Source organism: Ruegeria sp. BF7 (assembly GCF_056538605.1).
Genome location: NZ_JBQFTM010000009.1, coordinates 97587 through 120754 on the forward strand (window position 1 = coordinate 97587; position 23168 = coordinate 120754).

18 protein-coding genes are annotated in these 23168 nt (G+C 59.9%); 10 read left to right on the top strand and 8 right to left on the bottom strand.

Annotated elements, in window-relative coordinates; genetic code table 11:
• The first annotated feature begins 67 nt into the window (after positions 1-67).
• From ACR0IK_RS17070 to ACR0IK_RS17085, 4 genes are all read left to right on the top strand, one after another.
• The gene (locus ACR0IK_RS17070) at positions 68-1267 is read left to right on the top strand and encodes a TCR/Tet family MFS transporter (protein WP_480642400.1); all 1200 of its coding nucleotides are present in this window, start codon (positions 68-70) and stop codon (positions 1265-1267) included.
• Positions 1268-1349: 82 nt separating this feature from the next.
• Positions 1350-2444 carry a Zn-dependent alcohol dehydrogenase gene (locus ACR0IK_RS17075; protein ID WP_480642401.1) on the top strand — a complete coding sequence of 365 codons (1095 nt, stop codon included), beginning with the start codon at positions 1350-1352 and terminating at the stop codon, positions 2442-2444.
• A 6-nt stretch (positions 2445-2450) separates the two neighbouring features.
• Positions 2451-3683, top strand: a complete 1233-nt coding sequence (locus ACR0IK_RS17080; protein WP_480642403.1) for a mandelate racemase/muconate lactonizing enzyme family protein — start codon at positions 2451-2453, stop codon at positions 3681-3683.
• A 110-nt stretch (positions 3684-3793) separates the two neighbouring features.
• Entirely contained in the window at positions 3794-4081 is a 288-nt protein-coding gene (locus tag ACR0IK_RS17085; protein ID WP_480593799.1) for an ArsR/SmtB family transcription factor, read from the top strand.
• Here ACR0IK_RS17085 and ACR0IK_RS17090 read toward each other — a convergent pair.
• Complete coding sequence (locus ACR0IK_RS17090) at positions 4078-7101, bottom strand: ABC transporter transmembrane domain-containing protein (RefSeq protein WP_480642443.1); 3024 nt, start codon at positions 7099-7101, stop codon at positions 4078-4080. The two genes, ACR0IK_RS17085 and ACR0IK_RS17090, sit on opposite strands and share 4 nt — an antisense overlap.
• Positions 7102-7345: 244 nt before the next feature.
• On the opposite strand from ACR0IK_RS17090, the gene ACR0IK_RS17095 reads away from it, so the two are divergent.
• The gene (locus ACR0IK_RS17095; protein WP_480642405.1) at positions 7346-7678 is read left to right on the top strand and encodes a DUF3307 domain-containing protein; all 333 of its coding nucleotides are present in this window, start codon (positions 7346-7348) and stop codon (positions 7676-7678) included.
• Here ACR0IK_RS17095 and ACR0IK_RS17100 read toward each other — a convergent pair.
• The 7 genes from ACR0IK_RS17100 to ACR0IK_RS17130 form a co-directional block, all read right to left on the bottom strand.
• Entirely contained in the window at positions 7636-8409 is a 774-nt protein-coding gene (locus ACR0IK_RS17100; RefSeq protein WP_480642407.1) for a hypothetical protein, read from the bottom strand. The two genes, ACR0IK_RS17095 and ACR0IK_RS17100, sit on opposite strands and share 43 nt — an antisense overlap.
• A 54-nt stretch (positions 8410-8463) precedes the next feature.
• Positions 8464-9768 (bottom strand): NAD(P)/FAD-dependent oxidoreductase, encoded by a 1305-nt coding sequence (locus tag ACR0IK_RS17105; RefSeq protein ID WP_480642408.1) that lies wholly within the window; start codon positions 9766-9768, stop codon positions 8464-8466.
• The gene (locus ACR0IK_RS17110; protein ID WP_480593760.1) at positions 9765-10439 is read right to left on the bottom strand and encodes a TetR/AcrR family transcriptional regulator; all 675 of its coding nucleotides are present in this window, start codon (positions 10437-10439) and stop codon (positions 9765-9767) included. The genes ACR0IK_RS17105 and ACR0IK_RS17110 overlap by 4 nt, the downstream gene beginning before the upstream one ends.
• Positions 10440-11993, bottom strand: coding sequence for a trimethylamine methyltransferase family protein (locus ACR0IK_RS17115; RefSeq protein WP_480642410.1), 1554 nt, complete (start codon positions 11991-11993; stop codon positions 10440-10442).
• Positions 11993-14395 (bottom strand): GcvT family protein, encoded by a 2403-nt coding sequence (locus ACR0IK_RS17120; RefSeq protein WP_480593762.1) that lies wholly within the window; start codon positions 14393-14395, stop codon positions 11993-11995. Before ACR0IK_RS17120 ends, ACR0IK_RS17115 begins: the two co-directional genes overlap by 1 nt.
• Positions 14396-14506: 111 nt before the next feature.
• Entirely contained in the window at positions 14507-15136 is a 630-nt protein-coding gene (locus tag ACR0IK_RS17125; RefSeq protein WP_480593763.1) for a glutathione S-transferase, read from the bottom strand.
• A gap of 16 nt (positions 15137-15152) precedes the next feature.
• A complete protein-coding gene (locus ACR0IK_RS17130; RefSeq protein ID WP_480642411.1) occupies positions 15153-15650 on the bottom strand; it encodes a class I SAM-dependent methyltransferase in 498 nt (165 codons plus the stop codon).
• A gap of 233 nt (positions 15651-15883) precedes the next feature.
• Here ACR0IK_RS17130 and ACR0IK_RS17135 point away from each other — a divergent pair, with 233 nt between their 5' ends.
• From ACR0IK_RS17135 to ACR0IK_RS17155, 5 genes are read left to right on the top strand one after another with little or no spacing between them, the layout of a single operon-like run.
• Complete coding sequence (locus tag ACR0IK_RS17135; RefSeq protein ID WP_480642413.1) at positions 15884-17656, top strand: ABC transporter ATP-binding protein; 1773 nt, start codon at positions 15884-15886, stop codon at positions 17654-17656.
• The gene (locus ACR0IK_RS17140) at positions 17649-19559 is read left to right on the top strand and encodes an ABC transporter substrate-binding protein (protein WP_480593766.1); all 1911 of its coding nucleotides are present in this window, start codon (positions 17649-17651) and stop codon (positions 19557-19559) included. The genes ACR0IK_RS17135 and ACR0IK_RS17140 overlap by 8 nt, the downstream gene beginning before the upstream one ends.
• A 14-nt stretch (positions 19560-19573) precedes the next feature.
• Complete coding sequence (locus ACR0IK_RS17145; protein WP_480593767.1) at positions 19574-20602, top strand: ABC transporter permease; 1029 nt, start codon at positions 19574-19576, stop codon at positions 20600-20602.
• Entirely contained in the window at positions 20599-21753 is a 1155-nt protein-coding gene (locus ACR0IK_RS17150; RefSeq protein WP_480642415.1) for an ABC transporter permease, read from the top strand. The genes ACR0IK_RS17145 and ACR0IK_RS17150 overlap by 4 nt, the downstream gene beginning before the upstream one ends.
• The gene (locus ACR0IK_RS17155) at positions 21750-23105 is read left to right on the top strand and encodes a CoA transferase (protein WP_480642416.1); all 1356 of its coding nucleotides are present in this window, start codon (positions 21750-21752) and stop codon (positions 23103-23105) included. The genes ACR0IK_RS17150 and ACR0IK_RS17155 overlap by 4 nt, the downstream gene beginning before the upstream one ends.
• Positions 23106-23168: the final 63 nt, after the last annotated feature.

A 23168-nucleotide genomic window follows, 5' to 3' on the forward strand; every position in this document is an offset into this window, starting at 1 on the left:
GCGTAACAGGCACTTCACAGGTGAACCAAGCGTGATAGGGTCCGGGTGAAACTCGCGAATGGGTGCCATGCGTCTGCCTTTTCTCTTCGTTCTCGGTACGGTCATGATCGACGCCATGGGCATCGGTCTGGTGTTGCCGATCATGCCAGACCTGATAGTCGAGGTTCAGGGCGGCACCCTGGCCGATGCAGCGATTTGGGGTGGGATCCTCAGCACCGCTTTCGCCGCGATGCAGTTCCTGTTCGGGCCAATTCTGGGCAATCTGTCCGACGCATATGGGCGACGCGCGGTGCTGTTGGTATCTTTGTTCATCATGTCGCTGGACTACGTGGTGATGGCGATTGCGGGCAGCATCTGGCTGTTATTGGCCGGGCGCATCATTGGGGGCATTACGGCCGCGACTCACGCTACGGCTGCAGCCTTCATGGCTGATGTGTCAAAACCCCATGAAAAAGCTGCGAATTTCGGCCTGCTGGGCGCAGCATTTGGCATCGGGTTCGTACTCGGCCCGGTGATCGGAGGACTGTTGAGTGAATATGGCACGCGCGCACCCTTCTGGGCCGCTGCCGGCCTATCGGCTCTAACCTTTTTGACAGGTTTGCTGGTGATGCCCGAAACGGTCACCAACAATACCCGCAGGGCCTTCAGCCTGCGCCGCGCCAATCCGGTGAACTCCTTGCGGGCAATCGCCTCGCTGCCGGGCATCCGCCCGATGCTGTGGGTTTACTTCCTCTATTCGGTGTCGATCTACGTCTATCCCGCGATCTGGGCCTATTTCACAACAGAACGCTTCGGGTGGTCACCGCAGATGATCGGCCTGTCACTGGGTGTCTACGGGATAGGGATGGCAGCCGTTCAGGGCGGCCTGATCCGCCCCGCAACCCGATATCTGGGTGAGCGGGTCACGATCATCTACGGTATGGGGTTCGAGATCGCCAGTTTCCTGCTGCTGGCCTTCCTGACCAACGGGTTCATCGCGTTGATGCTGATCCCAGTCACCGCGCTTGGGGCGGTTGTCACCCCCGCCCTTCAGGCCCTGACATCCCGTGCCACGCCGGACTCTCAGCAGGGTGAGCTGCAGGGGGTGCTTTCTTCTCTGAACGCGCTGTCGATGGTGATCTCACCTATGGTGATGACCAGCGTGTTCGCGCAGTTCGCGCAGGCCGATGCGGCACTTTATCTGCCCGGGGCACCATTCCTTTTGGCGATGCTGTTGATGATCTTCGGGTTCGCGCTTTTTCTGCGCGCGCGCCCTGTCACAGCGTAACAACGACACCTGAATGACGGTTTCCGTCTTGCAGCGGTCATTTTCCCGCGCCACCGTGGACCAAAGGGAGTGAGGGACAAGAATGCAAACCATCAAAGCCGCCGTCTGCCGGGCGTTCAACAAGCCTTTGGTCATCGAAGACATCCAGATCGCGCCGCCCGGCACCGGAGAGGTTGAGGTGACGCTGGATGCGGTGGCGATCTGCCATTCGGACATTACTTACGCCAGCGGGGCGTGGGGCGGGCACCTGCCGGCCGTCTACGGGCACGAAGCCGCGGGCGTGATCACTGCAACCGGTGACGCGGCCGGTGGGTTTCAGGTGGGTGATGCGGTCGTCGTCACGCTGATCCGGGCCTGCGGGTCCTGCCCGTCCTGCGCGGGAGGTCAACCGACGATATGCGAAACACCTTATGACTCGGTCAACGGTCCGCTGCGCACGGCAGAAGGCGGCGCCTTGGATCAGGCAATGGCCTGCGGTGCTTTTGCCGAGAAAGTGGTGATCAGCTATCGGCAGATCGTGAAGATCCCTGACGCAATGCCAAAAGACGTGGCCAGCCTGTTGTCTTGCGGGGTAATCACCGGCGTCGGTGCTGCGGTGAACGCCGCCAAGCTCCGCCCCGGTCAGGACGTGGTTGTCATCGGTGCGGGCGGCGTCGGACTGAATGCGATTCAGGGCGCGCATATCGCCGGGGCACGGCGGATCGTGGCCGTCGATATGACCGAAGAGAAGCTTGAGATCGCCAAGGAATTCGGCGCGACACATGGTGTTCTGGCTGGCCAAGAACAGCCGTGGAAAGCCGCCCACAAGGCGTTGGGCGGGCGTGGCGCGGATGCGGTTCTGATTACCGTTGGTGCGATCCCGGCCTATGATCAGGCCCCGCGTTACCTGGGCCCTGGCGGCAAAGCGATCATGATAGGAATGCCTCATTCCGGCCAAATGTCCAGCTATGAACCCGTTGTTCTGGCAGCGCTGGGTCAGGGGCTTGTCGGCTCGAAAATGGGCGATGTGGTCATACAGCGCGATATCCCGTGGATGATCGATCTGTACGAACAGGGGCGGCTGAAACTGGACGAGTTGATTTCGGGCCGCTGGGCTCTGGACCAGATCAACGAGGCGATCGAGGACACCAAGACCGGATCGGCCAAGCGTAACGTGATCCTGTTCGATAGGGGGTAGAGGCGGATGAAACTTCACGACCTAGACATCATCGTCACTGCGCCACCCGCACCAGGCTGGGGCGGGCGCTATTGGATACTGGTAAAAGTTACCACCGATACCGGGATCACCGGTTGGGGTGAGTGTTACGCCTCGTCCGTCGGTCCTGAGGCGATGCGCCACGTCATCCGCGACGTGTTTGAACGGCATATGCTGGGCGAAAACCCCGAGAATATCGAGCTGATGTTCCGCCGCGCCTATTCCAGCGGCTTTACCCAGCGCCCGGACCTGACCGTCATGGGCGCGTTTTCGGGGCTTGAGATCGCCTGTTGGGATATTCTGGGAAAAGACCGCGACCGCCCGGTCTACGCCCTGCTGGGCGGGTTGATGAACGAACCCATCCGCGCTTATACGTACCTCTACCCCCTGCCGCAGCATAACCTGACCGATTTCTGGACCTCGCCCAAACAGGCTGGGGATTGCGCGGCAGAGATGGTGCGGCGCGGATTCACGGCGGTCAAATTCGACCCTGCGGGTCCATACACTCTCCGTGGCGGGCATATGCCTGCGATGTCCGATATCTCATTGTCGGTGGCATTCTGCAAAGCGATCCGAGAGGCTGTGGGCGACAAGGCCGACCTGCTGTTCGGCACGCACGGCCAGTTCAACACAGCGGGCGCCATCCGGTTGGGTCAGGCGTTGGAGCCGTACTCTCCGCTGTGGTTCGAGGAACCCACCCCGCCCGACATGATCGAAGACATGGCCCGCGTCGCCCGCAACGTTCGCATCCCCGTCGCGACCGGAGAACGCATGACCACCAAAGCCGAGTTCGGGGCCGTCCTGCGCGCAGGGGCCGCGGAAATCCTGCAACCCGCGTTGGGCCGTGCCGGAGGCATATGGGAGATGAAGAAAGTCGCCGCCATGGCCGAGGTGTTCAACGCTCAGATGGCCCCGCATCTTTACGCAGGGCCGGTCGAATGGGCCGCCAATATCCATCTCGCTGCATCGATCCCGAACCTTCTGCTGCTGGAAACCATCGAAACCCCGTTCCACGATCAATTGATCAACGGTACGCTGCGCGTGGATGAGGGCTTTGTGACTGCCCCAACCGCGCCCGGTCTTGGAATCGAGGTGGATGAGGACCTCGCGCGCGCGCATCCCTACACCGGCGATGGCCTGCATCTGCAAATGCAGGAAGAGCCTTGCGATTATGTCAACGGAAACGCCTTTCAAGGCGGTGCACCAGCGACCGAGGGGTGACAAGCAAACCCGATTTGGGGCATATTGCCAGCACCCAAAATCCAAACAGGCCGCGCGTGACCATCAAAGCCCACGACACCACAAGCGCTCACCCCGAAACCCTCGAGGATATGCAGGAAAACGCCGCGCGGGCTGCGGCTTTTCTAAAAACACTGGCCCATGAGGGGCGGCTGATGATCCTGTGTCACCTGGGCGAGGGCGAAAAATCTGTCGGTGAGCTTGAGGACCTATTGCAAATCCGGCAGGCCGCCGTCAGCCAGATGCTGGCCCGTCTGCGTCAGGAACGGCTGGTCTCAACCCGCAGGGATGGCAAGACAATCTATTACTCGCTCCAGGACGGTGACACGGTGCGGGTCATCAGGTTGCTCTACGACCTGTTCTGCAATCCGAATGGTTAGTTCGAGATATAACCCGCAATCACCTGCAACAGTTTGAAGGCGGTCGCGGCGTCATTTTCGACCACGGCCAGGAATTCTTCCTCACCGATCCGCAAACATGAGAGCTCGGTCTCGGCAATCATGCTCAGGGCGCGGGGTTCCTTTCGAATAAGCCCCAGTTCACCCACCAGCGCCCCCGGCCCGACCTTGGTAATCAGTTGATCAGGGCCTTCCATCTGCGGCAGGTACAGCCCAGCCTCACCCTCAAGCACCACATAGGCGCCGTCAGTGGGCTGGTCGTCCTTCAGGAACACAACCTCACCCGGTTTGGCATTGTACCAGCGCGCACCAAAGGCCAGCAGGCGCAGCTGTCTGCGGTCGAGACCGGAAAACAGCGGTGTCTGCTCCAACGCGCGCAGCTTGCGTGCAAGATCGGCCGAGGCGGCACTATCCTCTTCCACCATGGCATCCCCTTCATCCGTCACCACCCGACCCTGACGGATTTCGACATACATGTCGAACTTGTCCGGGTTCTCAAAATGGTCATTCAGATAGATTACGGTTGTATCCGGCAGCAACTCGCGCAGGTTCTTGTAAACGGCGACCTGGGTCGCCATGTCATAGCTGGCCAGTGCGTTTTCCAGGATCAGAATGTCGGGTTTCTTGATCGTCGCACGGGTAAAGGCCAGCGGCTCGGCAAAAACAGCGGGCAGGTTCTGGCCGCCGATCGCAACCGGCACGTCATAGATCAGTTCCACCACCAGCGGGCGCGCACCGTTTTCGTCCAGCACATCGACAATCAGCTTGCGCGCCTCGTCCGAGCGTCCGCCGCCAATCTGGCTGACTTTGCCGAACAGGGCATTCTCCATCACCGTCAAACCGGGGGCAAAAGCGTCTTTGTGCAGTGGTAAAAAGACATCCTGCAACCGCTCCAACAGCTTTTCAGAATGACTATGGCGCAGTTCCAGGATGCGGTTTTTTAGCTCATCCGTAAAGGCGGGCCCGATTTGCTCGGCCGAGATCACGAACGGTACCGCCAAAAGGTTCGCCAGCTTTTCGTCATCCAGCCCCGACACACCCTCGCTACGGGTTTTCTCGACGAGCTCAAGCGCAGTCTCATAAGTCTTGGCTTCCAGACCAAGTTTGCGGAACAACGGATGATCCGTTCCATCCAGACCAAAAATCTGGCGCAGCATCTCGATCACGTCCTGGGTCAGTCTGACCAGCGTTTTGTCCAGCCCCAAATCGCGCAGTTGGCCAAGGAAAACGGTCTGGCGGGCCAGCAGGTCCTGCGTAACCGGAACCCTCGGGGTAGCGAACAGCAGATTTTCCGCGACCGGCAATGCTGAATTATACGTGCACCAGTCGAAGACCAGCGCCTGTTGATCCAACCCGGCTGCCTGCACGGCCTGTTGCACGAGCGGGCGCAGCTCGACCAGTTTCTGCGCCAGCTCCGGGTGTTCAGCGGCGTCGAATACCTGATCCGACCCGCGCTGGAACAAAGCGGCCCCCGACCCCAGCCCGTCGATCAGATGCAGCCACCAGTCCCGCAACGCCTCGGGACTGTCCAATCCGGCCAAGGATGGATCCAGCCAGTCTGACCGGAAAGGGTCGGCGCTGTTACCTGCGCGCTGTGTCTCGGCAAAGTCGGGGTCATCGAATTGGGTCGTCAGCGGCCTCTGACGCATCGGCATCATGACGTTGTCCCCCAACGTGCCCTGAAACAAGACCGGGCGCGACGAGGCATAGCCAATGCGTGCGGCCACGACGCTTTGGTGCAGGGTCGCCAGGTTTTCGCCGCCCACTTCAACCCGCCCCGAGCTGGGCAGGATTTCCCGTGTCAGCAATTCGGCCACTGCGCGCCTGTCTTCTTCGCTGGGGGCGGCAATGCCGATTGTTTGCTGACCCGCAAAGGTGAGGTTTAGATCATCCAGCACCTGATTGCCATCCATATCCCGAACCGAAACACGATCCAGCACGATATCGCCCTTTAGGCGCGGACGGGATTCGGACTCGCCCTCAAACAGCTTTTCATCGGGCATCCCGGGCGGAGCAAACCGTTCGATCACCACATCCCAACGCAGCGACATGTCCTGCGTCTGGTTGTAATACGTCAGCAGCTCCTTCCACGGCGAGCTCAGGTCTTTGTACGCCGCCAGCGCAGCCACCAGCGCCCCCAGCGAGACTGAGCCCTGCAACACCAGAAGGCCGCCAACCAAGTAGAACATGAAGGGCGTCAGCTGTGAGATGAAGTTGTTGATGAACTTCATGAAGAATTTCTTCTGGTAGATCTCGAACCGAATACCGAACAGTCGCCCCAGCTGCTCCGAGATCATCGCCCGACGATAGCGCCAACCACCATTGCCCCGCAGAGTCGAGGCCCCGGCGGCGTTCTCACCGATCTGTGCGGCCAGAACACGGACTTCCTGAATGCGCTTCTTGTTCAGCAGATTGATCTGCCGCTGCAGCTTGGGGATCAGCCAGGCCTGCAACGGAATCAACGACACGGCCGCCAGGCCGAACCAGACGCTTTGCAGAAACAGGAAAGACAGGATCGTGATCATCTGACCGGCCTGCAGCACCGGTTGGCTGATCGCATCGCCCATCAGCCCGCCCATCGGCTCGCTTTCCGCAGTGATCATCGAAACCATCTCGCCCTGGCTAACCCGCTCGAAATAGGGTTGAGGAAAGCGCAGGGCTCGATTGATCAACTGATACCGGAAGCGGCGCAGCATCCGTTCGCTGAGCACCCCTTTCATAGTGTTGATGCGCATCTTCATTACGCCGTGGCACAGCACAGCCAGCAAGAACGCCCCGCACAGGATGATCAGGAACGTGGTCTGCGGCAGGTCATAACCAAGAACGTTCACCACAGGGCTGGCCGCACCGATCGCATCGTTGATGATGCGTTTGGGCAGTTCCAGCGTCAGGTACAACAACGGAAACAGCGTAGAGGTCACGGCCAGCAGGACAAGCTGATCGCGTTTGGAATACTTCCAAATAAACCGGAAAATCGAACGTTCTATGGAACCCGCCCCTATTCTGAATCATTGAACCGATCCTGAAGAAAGTACCGCAAATCAAACACTCTGAATTTACAGCAATCGTGGCCCGTGACGCAAATGGTTTCCAGTTTGGTCATATCTCCGCCATGTGTGAACAAGTTCATTTGCACCGCAACGGTTTAGCCCCTAAGATTCGCTTCAGGACGATATCGGGAGGAGCAATTTGAATGCCAGCATAGGCGCAGTGTTATTGATGCTCTGCTTATTGCAGATCAAACATATGTTTGCGGACTATTTCCTCCAGACTCCGAAAATGTTGTCCGGTCGCGGTGTGTATTTACACTGGGGCCGTGCGCAGCATGCTGGCGTGCATGTTGTCGGATCCGTTATTGTTTTTCTACTGTTCGGGGCGCCGTGGTCATTCATCCTGATCATTGCCGCACTGGAATGGATCGTGCATTTCAATATCGACTTTGCCAAAGCCAGCTATTCGGACAAGAAACAGCTGTCACCAACGCAGGCAGCGTTCTGGCGTGCAGCAGGGCTGGACCAGTGTATGCACAACCTGACCTATATTGCGATGGTCTGGGCTTGGGTGAGTTTCGCCACCTGATCCCCCATGATTTCCCGAGTGGAATGACAGTAAGCCTCTAACCAAAGCTGATCCAACGCATCAAGTTCCGTGGTATCGAATCTTTCCGCAACCTCCCAATACCGGCCCGACGGGACGATATATCCCAGCTCCTGTTCCGCATTCAGAACCCCTTCCATCGCATCGGTAGCGGGCAAACCGGCGTCTGTCAGATTTCCCAATCCCACAGACGGGAACAGTAACCGACTGTCCCCATGCGACAGCCTGACGACCCGGCACCCCTGTGCCGCGCCGAACATCGCCAGACGCGCTGACTTCGCCTCGAGCGACCGCAGGGTGACATCCGCACGCAACGGATCAGCCGTACCGGTCCCGTAGAAATGCGTATTACCGGTTCCAGGATAGATCATGTCACAACCGAAATAGGCCAGAACCGCAGGGCGAGTCACCGCAAGCGCCCAATACCCCGCAGTGAACGCCATCGTACCACCGGCATAGACGAAACCGCCGAAGCCGTTCTGAACAGGAACGTAATCCCTGGCCGTCACAACCCGCTGATGGTCACGGATCCTGTCTGGTCGTCTTTGGGCCGGGAAATCCTCAGGATGGATCAACACGTCCCAATCCGGCCGGATGCGCCAGGCATTGTTGATGGCAACGATGTGCGTAAATGTCGCGCGCGGCCACTGCTGCGCGGCCACTGCGCCCGGGGCGCTGCCCAGTATCAGAACTCGGTTCGTCGGCTCGGCCATGCTGGGCCCCGTTCCATGCGGTCCCCAGATAGCTAGTGCGTTCTCTCGTACCGGCTAGCCCAGAACCGAAAAACTGCTTTCTTCGTTGATCGGGCGCTTGCGGGAATAGAAACCCACGTCGATCGTCCGCTTGATATAAGGCAACTCGAACTGCAGCGGCTGGGCATCGTGATCCGCCCCACCTTCGCAATAGTCGATCAGGGCCGTCATCATCTTTCCTGCGATCGGCGCATTCTTGTACTGGTTCCCGCTGGTGCCACAGGCCATGTAAAACCCCGGAAGGCTGGATTTGTCATAGATCGGAATCCAGTCGGTCGAAGCGTCGTACAGGTCTACAACTCCACGTGTCTTGGAAGGGATACCCAGGCTGGGCACCCGCTGCGCATAGCGCATGGCCTGCGTCGTCCATTGATCGGTAAAGTCGTGGTTATAGTGGACGTCGTCCTCGCACCACTGATGCGGGTCACATTCCGGGTCTTCCGAGCCGACCAGGATGTGGTTGCCGTGCTCGGGACGGCAATAGCAGGCTATATCACTGTCCGACACGATCGTGCCATCGTTTTCGAAATCGAACCCCTCGGGCGCAGGAACGTGTACTACTTCCTGCCGCAGGGGACGTGTTTCGATGGTCATGTCATCCAAAACGCCTGCCATCTTGTTGATGATCGCCGAGCCCGGTCCGGCCACATTCACCACCACCTTGGCGCGGAGTTCTTCGCCCGAGGCCAACTTGACCCCGCACACGCGCCCGCCTTCGGTCAGGATCTCGACCACTTCAGCCCCGGTGCGCACCTCAGCCCCGTGCCGTTTCGCGGCATCCATCAGGTTTTGCGCCGACAAGGCCGGATCGGTGACATAGCCAGCCTGAGGCCAATACACCCCGCCTTGCATCTTGCGCCCGTTCGGCTGACCGAATTCCGGGTCATCCATGCGACGCGCCGGCGCGAAACTATCCAGCGAGTAAACCGGCAGGCGTTCAGTGATTTTCGCAGCCGACCACTCTTCGAACGGGCAATCCAGATCGGCACTGTTCTTCATGTGTTTTTCCAACATCCCGTTGGCGTCGGTTTTCATCACCAGACATCCCGTCTCGCGGAACTGTGCCAGATTGGCCTTCGTGGGCAGTCCCAAGTAATCAGCCCAATCGCGCCAATAATGATAGCCTTCCCACGCAAAAGCGGTGCCGTCGAAGGTCGAGTAATGCATCCGAATGATCGCGCAAGACCCCGCAGTTGAGCCATGGCCGACCTGAGAATTGCGGTCCAGCGACAGGGTTTTCCAACCGGCCTTGGCCATTTCGAACGCGATAGCTGCCCCTATGACACCGGTACCGATGATGATTGCGTCTGGTTGGCTCATTCTCTGTCTCCTTCCCAATAGCGCTTTGAATAGGCGCTGAATTCTTCGACTTCCTCGGGTCGTGGCTCGACTCCGGTGAAAACGTAAAGGTAGTGCGGTACCATCTGCAGTCGGGTTTCCATCGGCTCATTCAGCTGGGCGAGATCGTATCCAATCTGCATGTAGTACAGCACACGGGCACGGGTTTCTGCCTCAACCGCAGAATAGCCAAAACGCACGAACATGGCGTGCAGAGCTTCCAACCGCCGGGCGTCCGATTGATCCAATGCACGGCGTACCTTGCCCGATTTGCGCGCCCAATCCCGTACGGCAAAATCCAGCGCCGTATCGAACAGATCGGTGTTCACCACGCAGCGATGCACATTGCAGACCGCCGCCGTAATGGTTTCCGCCGGAGCCTCAGCCTGTGCAATCAGACCCACCGTGTTCGTGGCCTGCCAGCGGGAGAGCAAAGCGTCGAGCAGTTCCTGACGTGATTTGAAATACCAGTAGAAGGAAGATCGCGAGACCGCCATCCGCTCGGCCAAGCTCAGCACCTTGATCTGGTCCACCCCGTCCGAAATCAGCACATCCATCGCCACGTTAAGCCAGTCGTCACGCGTGACCTTTATGTTGCCGACCAAGGGCTCGGCCTTGGGGTCGTCGCGGTGCAGGATCGGTTTGGTGTTCATTCAACTCTCCGGTGGCGCGCCGCCTTCGGCGGTACGGCGCGCGATGAAATCCTGCAAGGCACCAAGCCGGTCGCTATCGCCGGCAGGAGCTTTGAAATCTTCAAGAATGGCCTTCCATACACCCGTTGCCCGATGATTGGCGTCAACCGATCCGCGCTCGGTCCACGTGCCGAAATTGGCATAGTCGTGCACGTGGGGCTGGTAGAATTCAGTGTTGTAGCGTTCCATCGTCTGGCTGGTTGCAAAGAAGTGTCCGCTTGGTTCGACCTCGCGCAGGGCGGTGTCAAAGCCGATCTCGGCGGCCCCCGCCTGCGCCCCGGCACAAAGTTCGGCGACCATGTTCAGCACCTCGGCGTCGCAGACCAGCTTTTCGAACGACACTGACAGCCCGCCCTCGAGCCACCCGGCCGAGTGGATGATCACTGTCGCCCCAGCCATCAGGCAACCCCAGAGGCCGAACTGATTTTCATTCGCGGCCTGTACGTCATTGATGTTCGATGCTGACCCGGCAGCAGATCGCCAAGGCAGCCCCAGATGCCGCGCCAATTGCCCGGCCGCCAGTGACGCCTGAAAATGCGAAGGCGTCCCGAAGGCAGGCGCACCCGATTTCATGTCTACATTGCTGGTGAAGGTCCCATAGCACACCGGCGCGCCTGGGTTGGTCAGTTGGGTCAGCGTCAGTGCCGCCAAGGCTTCGGCATGGGAAAGCGTGATTGCTCCTGCCACCGTGATAGGTGCCATCGCCCCCATCAAGGTAAAAGGTGTAATGATCGACATCTGCCCATGGCGGGCAAAGTCGATCAGCCCCTGCGCCATAGGGATGTCCAGCGTCCGCGGGCTGTTGGTATTGATGATCGTGTAGCAATGCGCGTTGCCGCGGAAATCTTCATCTGACAGGCCCCGTGCGGTGGAAAGCATCTCGAAGCAGTCCATAACCTGCGGCGTCCCGCGCGAGAAGAAGAACGGGAACTTGTCCGTCAGCTCCATCTGCGCCTGCGTCGTGAAGTAGTGGCGCAGATGTGTCGGCACGTCCTGCGGCTCGACCTGAGGCGAGATCATCTGGAACACGTCGAAATGATGCGTGAGTTTCAGAAACTCAAGATAGTCCTGCCCGGTCGCAGGGCGGCGGCCCCGTTCCAGATCGGTGGCATTAGGTGCCCCTGCCCCCGGCTGGAACACCAGACTTCCCAGTTCCAGTGCGAAATCGCGGCGGCGCGCGCCCGCGTGGCAGGCGATCGAGTTGGGGGCCGAGGCGACGGCGGCCTCGACAATATCGCGCCCGACGAAGACCATTTCAGAGCCTTCATCCACGCGTGCGCCACCCGCAGCAAAAATCCGTCGGGCTTCGGGCAGCAGAACCTTGACCCCCAGTTCCTCAAGCGTCCGCAGGGCCGTTTCGTGCATGTCCGCAATCTGGTCCGCCGAAAACACCTCCATCGGCGGGAACGGGTTCGTCAGTTGGCGGTAGTTCACATTGCGACTGGGCGGCGGCGCGGCGTCAACACCGCGCCCGCGCCGTCGCCGACCGCGTTCGGATGTCTGCGAAATCACCATCAGCCCCTCATCGCCTTGCCCTGCGGGTCGTATGGGGACGGTGCAACCACCCTCGCGGAGCGTTCGACGCCAACCACATGCACGGTCAATTCCGTGCCCGGTTCGGCCTTGTCGCGGTTGACCAGCGCCATTGCCAGCGACTTGCCGGTATAGTGCCCATAGCCACCAGAGGTTACAAAGCCTATCCGATCTTCGCCCGACCAAATCGGCTCATACCCGCTGGCATCCGCGTCCAGCGCATCCACCTCAAGCGTCACCTGAACCTGCGCGGGGCCGTTGCCCTCTCGTTCAGCCACGGCGGCATCCTTGCCGACGAAATCCTTATCCCAATCGATCCAACGGTCCATCCCGGTCATCCCGGGCGTATAGAGCTGAGTGAATTCTGCCGACCAGATACCAAAGCTCTTTTCCAACCGCGTCGAGAGCATCGCGTTGAAACCGCACTCGCGGATGCCCTCGTCAGCGCCCGCCTCCAATAGCATCCGGCGCAGCTTGATGTGATCACCATAGCGGCAGTTGATCTCATAGCCCTTTTCGCCGGTCACCGACATGCGCGCGACGCGAGCGCGGACCAGACCGATGTCGAAATCACCGCAGCCCATGAATTTCAGCCCCGAGATATCCTGTTCTGCCAGTTTCTCGACCACGGTCTGCGATCTTGGACCGACGACGGCGAAACCGCAGTATTCCTCGCCCAGATCGCGAATATCGACGCCGTCGATCATGTGATCATCGAACCACCGCATGTGCCAGGCGCGCAGGTAGTAGCTGCCCATGATCCACCACGTGCCATCGCCCCAGTTGAGAACAGTCAGATCGCCCTTGAGCCGCCCGTTCTCACCCAGCATCGGGGCCAGCTTGGCACGGCCCGGTGCAGGCAGTTTCGAGGCCATCACTTTGTCCAGCCAGACCTCTGCATTTGGGCCACTGATTTCGAACCGCGAAAAGCCCGAGATATCCAGCAGGCCTACGCCCTCGCGGATCACCTTGCATTCCTGGGCCACGATGTCATGCGCGTTCGAACGCTTGAGCGTCGGTGTTTCCTCGAACCCCTTCGGCGCGAAGTACAGCGGCACCTCCAGATCCCAGCTGACACCCCACTTGCATCCGGCGTCGGTCATCGCGTCATGGGCCGGGGCCATTTTCAGCGGACGTCCGGCGGGCAATTGCTCGTTCGGGTAAGTCATCACGAAACGGCGGGAATAGAACTGACCGGTGGTTTCGCGGATATAGCGTTTGTTCTGGGCAAAATCGCCATAGCGCGCCACATCCATCGGCCATGCGTCGGCTTCGGGTTCGCCATGGATCATCCACTCGGCCAGCGTCTTGCCAACGCCGCCGCCCTGCAGGAAACCCGCCATCACCGCACAGGCCGACCAATAACCTGGCTTGCCCGGTACCGGGCCAACCAGCGGGTTACCATCGGGCGAGAAGGTAAATGCGCCGTTTACCCATGTCTTGATGCCGACATTCTGGATCGACGGATAGCGTTCAAAGCCCAGCGTCAGTTCATTTTCGATCCGATCCAGCTGTTCCTGAAACAGCTCTTCGCCATAGTTCCACGGCGCGCCGTCCATGGCCCAGTGTTCGTGGTCGACTTCGTATATGCCGACCAGAACGCCCTTCTGATCCTGTCGCATATAGGTGAATCCTTCGAGGTCCACGGTCATCGGCATCTCGAAATCGGCCTCAGCCACCTCGGGCACCGTGTCGGTAATCAGATAGTGGTGTTTCAGCGGTGAGACCGGCAGCTCAATCCCCGCCATACGGCCCACCTGCTTGGCCCAAAGCCCCGCGGCGTTGACCACATGTTCACACGTGATTGTGCCCCGATCGGTCACCACCTGCCAGCCATCCGCGGTCTGGATCAGCTCCTCAACCTTGGTTTCTTCATAGTATTCCGCGCCACGTTTTTTAGCCGCCGTCGCATAGGCCTGCACCGTGCCGGTTGTGTCGATATAACCCTCACGGTCCGCCCACATGGCACCCAGAACGCCGTCGGTGGACATGATCGGGCAGCGCCGTTGCGCCTCTTCCGGAGACAGCAACTCACAGTCATCAATGCCGATGGATTGGAAGATGCGATAGTTCGCCTGCAGCCATTCCCAGCGTTCGGGCGTGCCGGCCAAGGTCAGGCCACCAGTCATGTGCAGTCCGATATTCTGACCGGATTCTTTTTCGATCTCGCTCAGCAGGTCGATGGTATAGGCCTGCAGAGAGGCCATGTTCGGATCCGCGTTCAACGCGTGAATCCCGCCAGCTGCATGCCATGACGAACCCGACGCCAACCGCCGCCGTTCCAGCATAACCACATCCGACCAGCCGAACTTGGCCAGGTGATACAGAACCGAGGCGCCCACAACGCCGCCCCCGATGACCACAACGCGATACTGAGATTTCATCCTGCCCTCTCCTGCATGACACGCTGTGGACGCTAGACGCACTATTCACTTCTGTCTAGACATTTATGTACAGTCCTGGTCACGCGCAGCCGACATACGGATTTCAACGCTTTAAAGCTGTGCGCTGGGCCGTGATGAGACCGCTTCGAACCACGCCAGTGTTGCCGAGTTTTCCTGTGGAATCCGTCTTTTGATCACGCGAGCGAAGTCGACAAATACAAAGGCGGTGATATCGGCCAGAGTGAATTCTGCCCCAGCGATATAGCGGCTGTCCGCCAATCGCCTTTCCAACAGATCGAAGAAATACCCGACCCGTGCCGCGCCCCTTTGCGCCAGCTCGGGGATTTGAGGGTGATTCTCGGGGCCTGGAATCGCCCGATCGGCGAATGCGGGATGGGCGTTGCGCAGCGTCTCTGCAATGGGCATACCGCCCTGTTGTTCGACGATGCTGTTCCACATCAAGACCAGACCCTGCTCGTCCGGGGTGCGTCCCATCAGCGGCGGCTCGGGAAACCGCGCCTCAAGATACGCGGCGATACCAAGGTTCTCGGCCAGTACCGTGCCTTCATCAGTAACCAGAACCGGAAGGGTTGCGCTTGGGTTGATCGCCCTGAACGCGTCGCCCAGCTGTTCCCCTTTGGCTATCGAGATGTCGCGGGTTTCGATCTGCAGCCCTTTTTCCGCGATGAACATGCGGGCACGGCGCGGGTTCGGGGCAGTGGAGCAATCATAAAACAGCATGGGGAAACCCTTTGGGTCAGCGGCGATAGATGAAACACCGTCCGTCAACGGCATTTATCGGCAAAGGCAGTTCGGTCAGCGTGTCGAAATACATCCGGTCGCTGGACACCATCAGCCCGCCCTCGGCCAGCAGCGGCTCTATCAGGGGTGAGACGAACCGGGCGAAGGCGTCGTTTTTTTTCCGGTTATGTCCGCCAAGGTCAGCGTGGATCAGGCTGGCGGTCGCACCAAAACGATCCAGCGCAGCAGGCAATGTCTCGCGCACATCACCCAGGATCACGCGATCTTCAGGAGGTGTCGAATCCGGGTGAGACGCCACCGCACGTTCGAACACATAGACCGGGCGGTTCTTCACGTATTGCGCCAAGTGATGATAGGTGCGCCCATTGCCCAGCCCAAGTTCGAACACGGGACCCGACATGCCGCGCGTCTCGGCAATGGCGAAATCCAGGCAGGCACGTTGCGACACCATACGGTCAATGAACAGATCCAGTCGGCTTTGATCGTCGGACACGGGGAAATCTCTCCTTGATATCAGTCGACTTGTCAGATGGGGCCGACAGGTTGTTTGATGACAAATCCTCAAGACTTTGTGTAGGCAAATTGGCGTCAGTTTCACAATTCCGCGACATTTCACCCCAAGAACGGGTTTGACTAGCCCGCACCAACCGCGCGAAACTGCGACAAAAAACACGGGGAGTTGATCAAGCGAATGCCGACCTACGGCCCAACGGGTGGAATACCCGCATGACGGCGTTGTTGTCCGTCCGCGATTTGAGCATCGGATTTGGCGCGGGTGAGCCCGTTGTCAAAGGCGTCAATTTCGATGTCGAGGCCGGGCAAACGCTGGCTTTGGTAGGCGAATCCGGATCGGGCAAAACGATCTCATGCCGAGCGGCGTTAAGGATATTGCCGCGTACCGCCCAGATACGCAGCGGCACGATTACACTGAACGATTCCAAGGGCACCGAAGACCTGACGCGGATCAGCGAAAAGCAGATGCGCGGGATTCGCGGCAACCGGATTTCAATGATCTTTCAGGAGCCGATGCGATCCCTGTCGCCCCTGCACAAGATCGGCAATCAGGTCAGCGAGGTGCTTTGGCTGCACCGTGGCGCGTCCGAAGCGCAGGCCCGCAAAGAGGTGCTGACCCAGTTCGAGCGCGTAGGCTTTCCCGATCCGCAGCGGGCTTATGATTCTTACCCGTTTGAATTGTCCGGCGGCATGCGTCAGCGCGCAATGATTGCGATGGCAATGGTGTCCAAGCCGGAACTGCTGATCGCGGATGAGCCGACCACCGCACTTGACGTGACGACACAGGCGCAGGTGCTGGGCCTGATCAAGGAATTGCAGCGCGAGACCGGGATGGCGCTGATCCTGGTCACACACGATCTGGGTGTGGTTGCCAACATGGCAGAACAGGTCGTCGTCATGCACAAGGGCCGCGTGATGGAGGCTGGCGCAGCCGCCCCCATTCTGACCGCGCCTGCGCACCCCTATACGCAGCAGTTGTTCAACGCAGCGCCCGAGATTCCGGACGAAGAATCCGTTGGCATCCCAATGCCAGACGAGGACCTGATCCTGCAGATGAAGAGCGTGTCAAAAACCTACACCATGCGCTCCAGCAAGGGCTGGCAGGGGGACAAACTGATCCATGCCTGCCGTGGCGTCGACCTGAAACTGGCACGCGGCAAGACGCTGGCCATCGTCGGCGAAAGCGGATCGGGTAAAACCACGGCGGCCCGTATCGCGTTGGGGGCCGAACCGCCAGATCCCGGCGGCGAGGTGCTGTTTCGGACCTCATCGGACGCAGACCCGATCACCGTGCATCACATGACCCGCGCTCAACGCACTGCCTTTCAGCGCAAGGCGCAAATGGTGTTTCAGGACCCCTACAGTTCGCTCAGCCCCCGGATGCGCATTCAGGACGCGATGACCGAGCCGCTGGAGATCCACAGTATCGGCACGGTGTCAGAACAGCGTGACAAGGCGGGCGAGATGTTGCAACGGGTCGGTCTGAACGCTGACATGCTGAAACGCTACCCGCATGCCTTTTCAGGCGGTCAGCGTCAGCGCCTGTCGATCGCGCGCGCCATGATGCTGGACCCGCAACTGATCGTCTGCGACGAGCCGACCTCGGCGCTGGATGTCTCGGTTCAGGAACAGATCCTTACGCTGCTGGAAAACCTGCAGGACAGTCTGAACCTGTCCTATTTCTTCATCTCTCACGACCTTGCGGTTGTGGCGCGTATCGCCGACGAGGTCGCCGTGATGCGCCGGGGGCTGGTTATCGAACAAGCCCCGCCCGAGACGCTCTTCTACAATCCCCGCCACCCCTATACCAAGGCGCTTATTGCCGCTCAGCCAGAACCTGACATCAACCGCCCCATTGACCTGAAACTGGTTGCTTTGGGCGCAGGTTCGCCAGACAGTTGGGATGACGCCTTCCGATTTACCGACTCCGTGATACCTTCACTGGTAGAGATGGAACCCGGCCATAAGGTACGATGCCATGTTTAAGACCACTCGCCCTCTGTTTCTGGCCGCCACGCTGGCCGCTGCATGGATGCTGCCCGCCACGGCAGACACCCCCACCCCACTGGAAGGAGAATTCTGGGCAACCGAGGTAAACGCAGGCAATCTGCCCCCCGTGGCCGAACGTCTTCCCGACGAACCTCTGGTCGTCGATCTGGCCGCCAAAGGGCGCGAGTTCGGAACCCCCGGCGGCACGCTGCGCACCATGGTCACCCGGTCCAAGGACATCCGCCAGATGGTGGTCTATGGATATGCCCGGCTGGTGGGGTTCAACGAAAACTACGAACTGGTGCCCGACCTGCTGGACTCCTACGAAAGTGAAGGCAATCGTAAATTCACGCTGCATCTGCGCGAAGGACACAAATGGTCGGACGGTTCGCCCTTCACCTCCGAGGATTTCCGCTATTGGTGGGAGGATGTGGCGAATAACGAACTTCTCAGCCCCTCGGGCCCACCGGATTTTCTGATCGTCGAGGGAAAGCTGCCCACCGTATCTTTCCCGGATGAGACCACCGTCGTTTATGAGTGGGAAGACCCGAACCCCGACTTCCTGCAATCGCTGGCTCAGGCGCGTCCGCCGTTCATTTACCGGCCCTCTGCCTTTCTGAAGAAGTATCACGAGCAATACGCAGATACCGAAGAACTAGCCTTTCAGGTCAGCGACGCCCGCGTCAAAAGCTGGGCAGCGCTGCACAACAAGCTGGACAACCTCTACAAGTTCGACAATCACGAACTGCCCACGCTGCAGCCCTGGCTGAATGCCAGCTCGGGCAAGAAGATCCGACACAACTTTGTCCGAAACCCCTATTACCACCGCATCGACAGCAATGGCGTGCAACTGCCCTATATCGATGTGGTCGAAATGGAAATCGTCGCTCCCGGCCTGGTCGCGGCTAAGGCCAATGCCGGTGAAACCGACCTGCAAGGGCGTGGCCTGGCATTCCGCGATGCATCCATCCTGAAAAAGGGCGAAGAGGCCGGAAATTACAAAACACGGCTGTGGAAGACCGGTGTCGCCTCGCAGATCGCGATCTACCCGAACCTGAACTTTGCCGATGACGGCTGGCGCGAGGTTCTGCGCGATGTGCGCGTGCGCCGTGCCCTGTCACTGGCAATTGACCGCAAGACGATCAATCAAGCGCTTTATTTCAAGCTGGCGCAACCCGGTGCGATGTCGGTTTTGCCCGCGTCCCCTTTCTATAGCGAGGAAAATGCACAGGCATGGGCCCAGTTTGACATCGAACAGGCCAACGCCATGCTGGATGAGGCCGGTCTGACCGAGCGTAACAAGAACGGCATCCGTCTGCTGCCCGATGGCCGCCCGATGGAATTGATCATCGAAACCGCCGGTGAACGGCAAGAGGTCGAAAACGCACTGCAGATCGTTACAGATACGTGGCGCGAGATCGGTGTGGATCTGGTGATGCGCCCGCTGGACCGGGACATCCTGCGCAATCGCGTGTTCGCGGGCAACACCATGGCCTCGGTCTGGTTCGGCTGGGATGATGGTATCCCGCAGACCCATACTTCTCCTGCCTATCTTGCACCTACGGATCAGGTGTTTCTGGCTTGGCCCAAATGGGGTCAGTATTACCAAACCGGTGGCGATGTGGGCGAAGCACCCGATATGCCCGAGGCTGAACGGCTGATGCAATTGGCCCACGACTGGGAAGTGGCCACCACCGATGAAGAGCGCGAGGCGATCTGGACCGAGATGCTGAACATCCACGCCGACCAGCTTTTTGCCATCGGTATCCTGAACGGCGCCCCTCAGCCGGTCGTGGTCTCGAACCGCCTGCGCAATGTGCCCGAACAGGCCATGTGGGCTTGGGAGCCCGGCGCGCATTTCGGTATTCACCGGCCGGACGAGTTTTTCTTCGCCGACTGATCAGGAGCAGCTAAATGGTAATGCTGCGCTATGCAGTCTATCGCTTTTTCACGATGCTGCTGACGCTGCTGGTGGTGTCGGTGCTGATCTTTGTGATCATCAACCTACCGCCCGGCGACTACCTCAGCAACCAGATTGCGGAATTGCAGGCCTCGGGACAATCTGCCGGTGTGGCAAAGGCCGAGTTCCTGCGTGCGGAATATGCGTTGGACCGCCCCATATGGGAACAATACCTGATCTGGATGGGCTTCTGGCCCGGCCCGCACGGGTTTGAAGGTCTGCTACAGGGCAACTATGGCTGGTCTTTCGAATTCGACCGCCCAGTCGCCGAGATCGTGGGAGATACCTTGTGGCTGACCGTTGTAGTCAACCTGGCGGCTATCCTGTTCGTTTATGCCGTCGCTCTGCCGCTGGGCGTTCTTGCTGCTGCAAAGTCGCGGACCTGGATCGACTACACCTCGGCCTTTGTTGGCTATCTTGGCCTGGCCACGCCGAACTTTCTGCTGGCGCTGATCCTGTTCTATTACGGCCACCGCTATTTCAACCTGCCCATTGGCGGTCTTATGGATCCGTCTTTCGAAGGTTTGCCAATGAGCTGGGAGAAGATGAAATCCATCCTCGTCCACTTGATTGTCCCGACTTTCGTGATCGGCACATCCGGTGCCTCGGCGATGATGCAGCGTCTGCGCGCCAATATGCTGGATGAGTTGGGCAAACCCTACGTGGAAACCGCCATCGCCAAGGGTATGGCCCCATCGCGGATGCTGACGAAATATCCGCTGCGCGTGGCCTTCAATCCATTCGTAGCCGATATCGGCAACCTGCTGCCGTCGATGGTGTCCGGCTCGGTCCTGGTCTCGGTCGTGCTGGGCCTGCAGACCATTGGCCCGACCCTGCTGACGGCGCTGAAAACGCAGGATCAGTTCTTGTCCGCCTTCATCCTGATGTTCGTGGCGCTGCTGACCCTGATCGGCACCATGATATCCGACATCCTGCTGGTCATGCTGGACCCGCGCATCCGGTATGAGGGGCGTGAAGCATGACCCAACACCCTGACGGTCGCTATGTCGACGACGCCCCCTATGACCCGGATGTCGCTCTGCAACAGCTTGAGCGTGCCGATCTGGACGCGCCCAACTGGGTGCTGGTCTGGCGCAAGTTCAAGACCCACAAACTGGGCCTGGTCTCGGGCATTTTCCTGCTGTTGTGCTACCTGATGCTGCCCTTTGCCGGCTTCATCGCGCCCTATGGGCCGAATGAACGGAACGGAGAGCACCTCTATGCCCCGCCGCAAAGCATAAGCTGGTTTCACGAGGGCGAGTTCATCGGCCCCCACGTCTATCCGATCGTGGCTGAGGCCGATCTTGAGACCTTCCAATGGAAATTCGTCCCCGACCTTGAGGACCCGCGCCCGATCAAGTTCTTCTGTGAAGGGGCCGAATACAAACTCGCCGGCCTGATCAGGTCGGACACCCATCTTTTCTGCGCGCCCGAAGGTGCGACGCTGTTCCTGTGGGGCTCGGATCGACTAGGCCGGGATGTATTCAGCCGCATCCTCTTTGGCGCGCAACTGTCGCTGACTGTGGGCCTGATCGGTATCACGGTGTCCTTCGTTCTAGGCATCTTCTTCGGCTCGGTAGCCGGGTATTTCGGCGGCAAGATCGACTGGGTCATTAACCGCGTGATCGAGATCTTGCGTTCCCTGCCGGAGCTGCCGCTCTGGCTGGCCTTATCCGCCGCTGTGCCGTCTAATTGGAGCCCCGTGGCGGTGTTTTTCATCATTTCAATCATCCTCGGCATTCTCGACTGGCCCGGCCTCGCCCGATCCGTGCGCGCCAAGTTCCTTTCGCTGCGCGAAGAGGAGTACGTGCGCGCGGCCGAGATGATGGGCGCAAGTTCAGGCCGGGTGATCCGAAAACACCTGTTGCCGAACTTCATGTCTCATCTGATCGCGTCGGCAACCTTGTCGATACCGGCGATGATCCTCGGAGAAACGGCGCTCAGCTTCCTGGGTCTGGGCCTGCGGGCACCGGCGGTTAGTTGGGGTGTGATGCTGAACGACGCGCAGAACTTGGCCTCAATCGAAATCTACCCGTGGACGGCCATTCCGATGCTGCCGATCATCGTCGTGGTACTGACCTTCAACTTCCTCGGTGACGGTTTGCGCGACAGTCTGGACCCCTATCAGCAATGAGCCTGTTCTCCGCCCTCCCCGCCGCTGACAGCTACAAGAAAACCGGCAAAGGGGCGCGGCCCAGCGCATTTGCTGTGTCGGAACTGGCCACAGCAAGTTTTGCCGCCGTGGGTCAGGAACTTGCGCGTCTTGTGGCTGCGTTGAACCTTGCGCCCAAAGCTCCCGAGGTTTTGGTCGATCACCGACTGGCCTCACTATGGTATGGGTTTTCGTTCAAGCCGGAGGGATGGGAGATGCCCAGCCTCTGGGACGCCGTGGCCGGAGACTACCCGGCCTCGGACGGCTGGATCAGGTTGCACACCAACCTGCCCCGCCACAAGGCGGCGGCGCTGAAGGTTCTCGGGGTCCCGGGCAATCGAGACGCCGTGGCACAAGCGTTGAAAGAGTGGTCGAACTCTGATCTGGAAACCGCAATTGTGGCCGAGGGCGGCGTTGCTGCTGCCATGCGCAGCCGCGCGGAATGGCTGGAGCATCCGCAGGGGCGTGCTGTGTCCCGCGACCCGCTGGTCGGCTGGCAAAACCCCAGACGCATCACGCTGCGCGACCGCCCCCAAGCCACGGCCAACCGCCCATTGGCGGGCCTGCGCGTTCTGGACCTGACGCGTGTTCTGGCGGGCCCTGTCTCGACACGAACGCTGGCGGGTTTTGGGGCTGAAGTTCTGCGCATCGACCCGCCCGGATGGGACGAACCCGGCGTCATCCCGGATATCTCTTTGGGCAAACGCTGCGCCTATCTGGACCTGAAATCGCCCGGCGGCCTGAAACAACTGCAGGACCTGCTTGCGCAGGCGGATGTCTTCGTCCACGGCTACCGCCCCGGCGCGCTGGACGCGCTTGGACTTACTAAGGTCAAACGCGATGAACTGGCCCCGAACCGGGTCGAGGTCACCTTGAACGCCTATGGCTGGCAGGGCCCTTGGTCTACCAGACGTGGGTTTGACAGCCTTGTCCAGATGAGCGCCGGGATCGCGGATGCCGGCCGCGCATGGGCCAAGGCCGACAACCCCACGCCATTGCCCGTGCAAGCGCTGGACCATGCGACGGGCTACCTTATGGCCGCAGCCGTCTTGTCAGCCTTGGCCGAGGCGGCCTCCGGCAACTCCACCATGCTCGCCCAGCTGTCACTTGCCCGCACGGCAGAGTTGCTGGCCGCACTGGCGAAATCCAAAGCCGAAGGCGACATTACGAATGCATCACCTGCCGACTATACGCAAAATGCCGAAGAGTCCGGCTGGGGAACGGGCCACCGGCTGAAACCAGCTTTGGCTGTTGGTGCCGCGCAAATGTCCTGGTCCCTCCCCGCCGCGAAGTTGGGCACATCCCAACCGACCTGGCCGTCGCTTTCAACCTGACACACCCGCCGCGCGGAACGCGCGGCTTGGCCCAACCCTTTGGGTGGTGTCTCGTCAGAGACG

Bases quoted from the DNA above. Each gene is read 5' to 3' on its own strand.
- ACR0IK_RS17070 (WP_480642400.1), top strand. From the start codon at position 68: ATGCGTCTGCCTTTTCTCTTCGTTCTCGGTACGGTCATGATCGACGCC.
- ACR0IK_RS17075 (WP_480642401.1), top strand. From the start codon at position 1,350: ATGCAAACCATCAAAGCCGCCGTCTGCCGGGCGTTCAACAAGCCTTTG.
- ACR0IK_RS17080 (WP_480642403.1), top strand. From the start codon at position 2,451: ATGAAACTTCACGACCTAGACATCATCGTCACTGCGCCACCCGCACCA.
- ACR0IK_RS17085 (WP_480593799.1), top strand. From the start codon at position 3,794: ATGCAGGAAAACGCCGCGCGGGCTGCGGCTTTTCTAAAAACACTGGCC.
- ACR0IK_RS17095 (WP_480642405.1), top strand. From the start codon at position 7,346: ATGTTTGCGGACTATTTCCTCCAGACTCCGAAAATGTTGTCCGGTCGC.
- ACR0IK_RS17100 (WP_480642407.1), bottom strand. From the start codon at position 8,409: ATGGCCGAGCCGACGAACCGAGTTCTGATACTGGGCAGCGCCCCGGGC.
- ACR0IK_RS17105 (WP_480642408.1), bottom strand. From the start codon at position 9,768: ATGAGCCAACCAGACGCAATCATCATCGGTACCGGTGTCATAGGGGCA.
- ACR0IK_RS17110 (WP_480593760.1), bottom strand. From the start codon at position 10,439: ATGAACACCAAACCGATCCTGCACCGCGACGACCCCAAGGCCGAGCCC.
- ACR0IK_RS17115 (WP_480642410.1), bottom strand. From the start codon at position 11,993: ATGGTGATTTCGCAGACATCCGAACGCGGTCGGCGACGGCGCGGGCGC.
- ACR0IK_RS17120 (WP_480593762.1), bottom strand. From the start codon at position 14,395: ATGAAATCTCAGTATCGCGTTGTGGTCATCGGGGGCGGCGTTGTGGGC.
- ACR0IK_RS17125 (WP_480593763.1), bottom strand. From the start codon at position 15,136: ATGCTGTTTTATGATTGCTCCACTGCCCCGAACCCGCGCCGTGCCCGC.
- ACR0IK_RS17135 (WP_480642413.1), top strand. From the start codon at position 15,884: ATGACGGCGTTGTTGTCCGTCCGCGATTTGAGCATCGGATTTGGCGCG.
- ACR0IK_RS17140 (WP_480593766.1), top strand. From the start codon at position 17,649: ATGTTTAAGACCACTCGCCCTCTGTTTCTGGCCGCCACGCTGGCCGCT.
- ACR0IK_RS17145 (WP_480593767.1), top strand. From the start codon at position 19,574: ATGGTAATGCTGCGCTATGCAGTCTATCGCTTTTTCACGATGCTGCTG.
- ACR0IK_RS17150 (WP_480642415.1), top strand. From the start codon at position 20,599: ATGACCCAACACCCTGACGGTCGCTATGTCGACGACGCCCCCTATGAC.
- ACR0IK_RS17155 (WP_480642416.1), top strand. From the start codon at position 21,750: ATGAGCCTGTTCTCCGCCCTCCCCGCCGCTGACAGCTACAAGAAAACC.